The organism is Streptomyces alkaliphilus, from assembly GCF_014141535.1.
Taxonomy (GTDB): Bacteria; Actinomycetota; Actinomycetes; order Streptomycetales; family Streptomycetaceae; genus Streptomyces; species Streptomyces alkaliphilus.
This window is the reverse complement of the sequence record NZ_VKHT01000207.1, coordinates 1-6,363: the sequence shown is the minus strand read 5'-3', so window position 1 is coordinate 6,363 and position 6,363 is coordinate 1. Positions and strand designations below refer to the sequence as shown.

Here is a 6,363-nt window from a genome sequence, read left to right as displayed (position 1 = left end):
CCCACGGGGAGGGCTTCCCGCCGCGCGGACGCCGGGGCGGTGGGGCATTTGGTCGCAGCGGGGCGTGCCTGTATGGTTCTTCCCGTGCCGCAGGGCACCCGGGGCGATTAGCTCAGCGGGAGAGCGCTTCGTTCACACCGAAGAGGTCACTGGTTCGATCCCAGTATCGCCCACCGGAAGCGGGCCGGTTCGTCACAGACGGACCGGCCCGCTCTTCGTGGTGCCGGTGCCTCCGGCGCCCCGGTGCCTCCGGGTGACGGCGCCGGGCGGCGGACGGCTCGCCGGGCTCGGTACGATGCGTGCGGCGCGGCGGTCCCGCCGCGAACACCGCGCGTGACAGCGCGAAGTCGAACGTCAGGAGAGACGGGTGTCCGAGGTGCGGGTGATCATCCAGCGCGATTCCGAGCGGGAGGAGCGGGTGGTGACCGGGGGCACGACGGCGGCCGACCTCTTCGCCGACGACCGCGCCGTCGTCGCCGCGCGGGTCGACGGCGCGCTGCGCGATCTCGCCCACGAGCCGGCCGACGGCGCGGCCGTGGAGCCGGTGACCATCGACTCCCCGGACGGCCTGGACATCCTGCGGCACTCCACCGCCCACGTCCTCGCCCAGGCCGTGCAGGAACTCTTCCCCCGGGCCCGGCTGGGTATCGGCCCGCCCATCCGGGACGGCTTCTACTATGACTTCGACGTCACCGAGCCCTTCCAGCCCGACGATCTCAAGCGCATCGAGAAGAAGATGCAGGAGATCGTCAAGAGGGGCCAGCGATTCTCCCGCCGGGTGGTCGATGAGGACGCCGCCCGCGCCGAGTTGGCCGACGAGCCCTACAAGCTGGAGCTGATCGGCCTCAAGGGAGCGGCGGCCGAGGCCGCCGAAGGGGCCTCGGCCGAGGTCGGTGCCGGCGAACTGACGATCTACGACAACCTGGACGCCCGCACCGGCGAGCGGTGCTGGAAGGACCTGTGTCGGGGCCCGCACCTGCCCACCACCCGGATGATCCCGGCCTTCCGTCTGATGCGCTCCGCCGCCGCCTACTGGCGCGGCAGCGAGAAGAACCCCCAGCTCCAGCGGATCTACGGGACCGCCTGGCCCACCCGGGACGAACTCAAGGCGCATCTGGAGTTCCTCGCCGAGGCGGAGAAGCGGGACCACCGGCGGCTGGGCGCCGAACTCGACCTGTTCTCCATCCCGGAGGAGATCGGTTCCGGCCTGGCCGTCTTCCACCCCCGCGGCGGCATCATCCGCCGGGTCATGGAGGACTACTCCCGTCGGCGGCACGAGGAGGCGGGGTACGAGTTCGTCTACACCCCCCACGCCACCAAGGGGGACCTCTTCCAGCGATCGGGGCACCTGGACTGGTACGCCGACGGCATGTACCCCCCCATGCGGTTGGACGGCCACCAGGACTACTACCTCAAGCCGATGAACTGCCCGATGCACAACCTGATCTTCGGTGCCCGGGGGCGGTCCTACCGGGAGCTGCCGCTGCGGCTCTTCGAGTTCGGGACGGTCTACCGGTACGAGAAGTCCGGCGTGGTGCACGGTCTCACCCGGGCGCGCGGCTTCACCCAGGACGACGCCCACATCTACTGCACCCGCGACCAGATGGCCGGTGAGCTGGACAACCTGCTCACCTTCGTGTTGAACCTGCTGCGCGACTACGGCCTGGAGGACTTCTACCTCGAACTGTCCACCCGGGACCCGGAGAAGTCCATCGGCTCGGACGAGAACTGGGAGGAGGCCACCGAGGCGCTGCGTCGGGCCGCCGGCAAGCAGGGGCTGGAGTTGGTGATGGACCCCGCCGGGGCCGCCTTCTACGGTCCCAAGATCTCCGTCCAGGCCCGCGACGCCATCGGCCGCACCTGGCAGATGTCCACCATCCAGGTGGACTTCAACCTGCCGGAGCGCTTCGATCTGGAGTACACGGCGGACGACGGCTCCCGGCAGCGGCCGGTGATGATCCACCGTGCCCTGTTCGGGAGCATCGAGCGTTTCTTCGCGGTGCTGTTGGAGCACTACGCGGGTGTCTTCCCGCCGTGGCTCGCCCCCGTCCAGGCGCTCGGCATCCCGATCGGTGACACCCACGTGCCCCACCTGCGGGAGTTCGCCGACCGGGCCCGTGCCATGGGTCTGCGGGTGGACGTGGACGCCTCGACGGATCGGATGCAGAAGAAGATCCGCAACGCGCAGCGGGCCAAGGTGCCGTTCATGGTCATCGCCGGGGACGATGACATGGCGGCGGGGGCGGTCTCCTTCCGCTACCGGGACGGCTCCCAGCGCAACGGCATCCCGTTCGACGAGGCCCTCGCCGAGATCGCCGAGGCCGTTCGGACACGCGTCCAGGTGTGATCCCCCCGTCGGGACCCCGTCTCCCGGCCCCGTTCCCCACCGGTGGGGGAGCCCGTTCCGGGCGCCCCCACCGGTCATATGCTGGCCGGCATGAGCAGCGAGCCCGAACAGCAGCCCGCACGGGAACGGGGTGACGGGGCCCCCGGACCCCGACGACAGGAGGGGGTGGGCGTCCCCGACGACTTCCAGCGCCTGTGGACCCCCCACCGGATGGCGTACATCCGCGGTGAGGGGAAGCCGACGGGTCCGCGCGCCGAGGACGGCTGCCCCTTCTGCGGCCTGCCGGACCGCCGGGACGAGGAGGCACTGATCGTCGCCCGGGGAGAGGCGGTCTACGCGGTGCTCAACCTCTACCCGTACACCGGCGGCCACCTGCTCGTGGTGCCCTACCGGCACGTCGCCGACTACACCGACCTGACCGAAGCCGAGACCGCCGGCGTCGCGGACTTCACCAAGCGCGCCATGACCGCCATCCGGGTCGCCGCCGGTGCCCACGGGTTCAACATCGGTCTCAACCAGGGCGCCGTGGCCGGGGCGGGGATCGCCGCCCACCTCCACCAGCACGTGGTTCCGCGCTGGGGCGGGGACGCCAACTTCATGCCGGTCGTGGGCCACACCCGGGTGCTGCCCCAACTGTTGGCGGAGACCAGGGACCTGCTCGCGGGGGCCTGGCCCGCGGCGCCCCCATCCGCGCCCGCGGGCGGATAGGCGCGCCCGGGGAACCGATCGCGTCGGCCGGACCCGGCCCGATGGGCCCGGCCGACGGGAACAAGGGGTACCACACCCGGGCCCGAAGCGTCGCCGTTATCGACGAACCCGCGTGCCCGGGCCCGCCCGTCTCGGCCCCGTGACCGCGGGCCGCCACCGTGACCGCGCATCGGCCACGGGGACCGGCCGGGGGCCGGACGCCCGGGGTCCGGGGTCCGGCCCCACCGGGTGGATCCTCCCCGAAGCCCCGGGAGTCCTCAGATGTTGATCTCGTCGGGCTTCTTGGGATCGGGGTTCTCCACCGCCCCGCTGATGCCCTTCACCTTCGCCTCGAAGGGGCCGACGTCCACCCGGTTCTCCCGCAGGACCCGCAGCAGCGATCGCATGGCCTCACGGACCACCGGGGTGGTGGTGTCCAGGGCGTCATCGGTCATGAAGCGGTGCCGCCACGGCTTCTCCGCCCAGGCGTGCCGCAGGCCGAACGGCTCCGGCAGGCTCAACTTGCCGCCCCACTTGTCCAACTCGGCGGGGAACCAGGTCAGGGGCGCGCGTGCGGCCAGCCGCACCACTTCCTTGACGTCCACCAGCGGCAGTTCCCGCTCCACCTTCTTCCACGGCTTGAAGGGGTGTCGCGTCGTCGCCTTCTTCGCCGCCGGCTTCTGCAGGAAGAAGCCCTTCACCGGCCCCAGGGCGTAGGCGCTGAACTCCACCCGCAGCACCCGGTGCAGCACACTGACCCGGGTCAGGTAGTTGATCACCAGGTTGCCGTCGTGCATCACCCAGCGCGCGCCCAGGTAGTGCCGGTCGTTGGCGCCGTGGTGCTCCTCGTTGCAGATCCGCTGCACCTCGATGGGGGTCATGCTGTACCCCTCGGCGTGCGGTCCGTCCGGGCGGGAGATCGACCCCGCCCCCTCGCCCACGTGCCGCACCACCCAGTGGGTCAACTCCGGGGCGGTGCGGAAGCCACCGGTGTGCAACGGCCCCCGGTTGACCATCCGCAGGTCGTCGTACATGGCGCGGGCCACGTCCCAGGCCCGGAAGCCGTCCATGTCGCCCTGCGGGTCGGCGGGGAAGAGATCCTCCGCCAGGCTCCAGCGGCCCCACCGCGGCCCCATGCCCAGGATCCCCTTCGGGCCGGCGTAGTGGACCATGTTGCTGCTCTGCTCGGCGGAGATCTTCGCCAGTCCCTTGCGCAGACGCTCGGCCTCGGCGTCGTTCGGGTTCTGCGGTACGGCCTCGGGTACCCGGGCGCCGGAGCCGCCCCCGCCCAGGAGGTCCGACCAGTGCGCCCGCAGGTTCCGCGCCGTCCGCTCGCACACCCGCTGGGCCAGGAACCAACCGAGGATCGGCGCCGGCAGCAGGGCCCAGACGTACAACTGGAGCAATCCGCCGAGCTCCAGGTTGTAGACGAACAGCACGATCAGGACGAAGACCGCCGCCAGCGCCAGGATGCCCAGGCTCCCCGCCCGTTTGTCCTGCGCACCGGCCAGGGTGCGACGCAACTGGAACAGGCCCAGCCACACGAGCACGCCGGGCAGGAAGAGCACGCCGAGGACCGCCATGATCGTGGTCAGCCGGCGGTCGCGTTGCCGGCGGATCCGCTTGGCGGCCAGGGCGTGTTCGACCACCGTCTGCGGTTCGGCGCCGAACGACTGCACCAGCGGTGCCCGATCCGGCGCCAGCATCCGGGTCTCGATCGCCCGGGTGAACGCCTCGCCCAGGTTGGGTTCGAGCAGCGAGATCCTCGGGTCGGTCACCTTCGCGCCGTCGTTGACCTCCAGGATGGCGCGCACGTCGCCGTCCCGGTAGGACGTCGCGGCCAGGGCCGCGCTGACCTGTGTCCGGCCGCCGCCGGCCCCCGAGAGCGGAATCTGCGCCCCGGGGCTGAAGTCGAAGTCCACCCCGGCCGCTGCCTTGAGGTCCTCGAACCCCGCCATGGTTCACCCCCTGGTCGAGCCGATCACGGGTCCGGGAACGGTCTTCCCCCTGAGGAGGGCCTGAAATCCGGCTCCGCTCCGGCGGGTTGCTCCCGATCTCCGACGGGGCGTCGGATCCCTCCACCAGCGTAGCGGTCGGTGACCGCCCGTGGCAGCCGTTCCCCGGTCGCGTCGGCACGCCTTCCGGCCGGCCGTGCCCGGGGCCGACCCCGGTCACGGCCGGACCCCCGCGTCCGTCCGGGGGTCCGGGGCCGCCCGGCGCTTCCCGTACCGGGTCCGCCGGCTACGATGGGGCCCCCGGTGTCCGTGTGGCCGCCGGCCCGTCCCCGAATCCCCGGGAAGGCCATGCTCAACAGGTACGCGCGTGCGTTCTTCACGCGTGTGATCACGCCCTTCGCCGTCCTGCTGCTCCGGCTGCGGGTCAGCCCCGACGCCGTCACCCTGGTCGGCACCGCCGGTGTGATCGGCGGCGCGCTCGCCTTCTACCCCCGGGGCGAGTTCTTCTGGGGAACGGTCGTCATCACGCTCTTCGTCTTCTCCGACCTGGTCGACGGCACGATGGCCCGTCAATCCGGTCTCTCCAGCCGCTGGGGGGCCTTCCTCGACTCCACCCTGGACCGGCTCGCCGACGCCGCCGTTTTCGCCGGTATCGCCCTGTGGTTCGCCGGCCGGGGTGACGACCTCCTGCTGTGCGGAATCGCCATCTTCTGCCTGGCATCCGGACAGGTGGTGTCCTACACCAAGGCACGAGGTGAGAGCATCGGCCTGCCCGTACGGGTCAACGGTCTGGTCGAGCGCGCCGAGCGATTGACCATCACCCTGGTGTTGACCGGTCTCTCCGGTTTCACGATCTTCGGGGTGCCCCACATCGACATCCTGCTGCCGATCGCCCTGTGGGTGGTCGCCGTGGGCAGTCTGGTCACCCTGATCCAGCGGGTGGTCACCGTCCGGCGGGAGGCAGCCGAGGCCGACGCGGCCGCGTCGGCCACCGACCGGGGGGACAAGCCGGACGGGACCGCCCCTCCCGGGGGGACCACCGAACGAACGCCGGGGAGCCGGGAGGCATGAAAGAACGCCTGACCGACGCCGGATACGCCCTGGCCTGGGCCGCCGTACGCCGGATGCCCGAGCGCGCCGCCGACGCCCTGGGCCGCCGTGTCGCCGACACCACCTGGCGTCGCCGCGGGCCCGCCGTCCTCCAGCTCGAGGCGAATCTCGCCCGGGTGGTGCCCGACGCCGGACCCGAGCGGCTGCGCGAGCTGTCCCGGCAGGGGATGCGCTCCTACCTGCGGTACTGGACGGAGTCCTTCCGCCTTCCGGTCTGGAGCCCCGAACGCATCGAACGGGGCGTGGGGGTGGAGGGGATCGAGC

5 protein-coding genes and 1 tRNA gene are annotated in these 6,363 nt (G+C 71.7%); 5 read left to right on the top strand and 1 reads right to left on the bottom strand.

Going from position 1 to position 6,363, the window contains the following annotated elements; translation table 11 throughout:
• Positions 1-101 precede the first annotated feature (101 nt).
• The 3 genes from FNQ90_RS09305 to FNQ90_RS09295 all read left to right on the top strand — a co-directional run bounded on the left by FNQ90_RS09305 (position 102) and on the right by FNQ90_RS09295 (position 3,055).
• Positions 102-173 (top strand) — tRNA-Val (locus tag FNQ90_RS09305).
• A gap of 194 nt (positions 174-367) precedes the next feature.
• Positions 368-2,347 carry a threonine--tRNA ligase gene (gene thrS, locus FNQ90_RS09300; RefSeq protein WP_182605929.1) on the top strand — a complete coding sequence of 660 codons (1,980 nt, stop codon included), beginning with the start codon at positions 368-370 and terminating at the stop codon, positions 2,345-2,347.
• Positions 2,348-2,425: 78 nt separating this feature from the next.
• Complete coding sequence (locus FNQ90_RS09295; RefSeq protein WP_182605928.1) at positions 2,426-3,055, top strand: HIT family protein; 630 nt, start codon at positions 2,426-2,428, stop codon at positions 3,053-3,055.
• Positions 3,056-3,312: 257 nt separating this feature from the next.
• Here the strand turns inward: FNQ90_RS09295 and FNQ90_RS09290 are convergent, their stop codons facing one another.
• Positions 3,313-4,992 (bottom strand): hypothetical protein, encoded by a 1,680-nt coding sequence (locus FNQ90_RS09290; protein WP_182605927.1) that lies wholly within the window; start codon positions 4,990-4,992, stop codon positions 3,313-3,315.
• A 345-nt stretch (positions 4,993-5,337) separates the two neighbouring features.
• On the opposite strand from FNQ90_RS09290, the gene pgsA reads away from it, so the two are divergent.
• Both pgsA and FNQ90_RS09280 read left to right on the top strand, forming a co-directional pair.
• On the top strand, positions 5,338-6,060 hold the full coding sequence (pgsA, locus tag FNQ90_RS09285; protein WP_182605926.1) for a phosphatidylinositol phosphate synthase: 723 nt from the start codon (positions 5,338-5,340) through the stop codon (positions 6,058-6,060).
• On the top strand, positions 6,057-6,363 hold a 307-nt coding region (locus FNQ90_RS09280; protein WP_456115092.1), incomplete at its 3' end, for an LpxL/LpxP family acyltransferase. The genes pgsA and FNQ90_RS09280, both read left to right, overlap by 4 nt.

Bases quoted from the DNA above. Each gene is read 5' to 3' on its own strand.
- FNQ90_RS09295 (WP_182605928.1), top strand. From the start codon at position 2,426: ATGCTGGCCGGCATGAGCAGCGAGCCCGAACAGCAGCCCGCACGGGAA.
- pgsA (WP_182605926.1), top strand. From the start codon at position 5,338: ATGCTCAACAGGTACGCGCGTGCGTTCTTCACGCGTGTGATCACGCCC.
- FNQ90_RS09290 (WP_182605927.1), bottom strand. From the start codon at position 4,992: ATGGCGGGGTTCGAGGACCTCAAGGCAGCGGCCGGGGTGGACTTCGAC.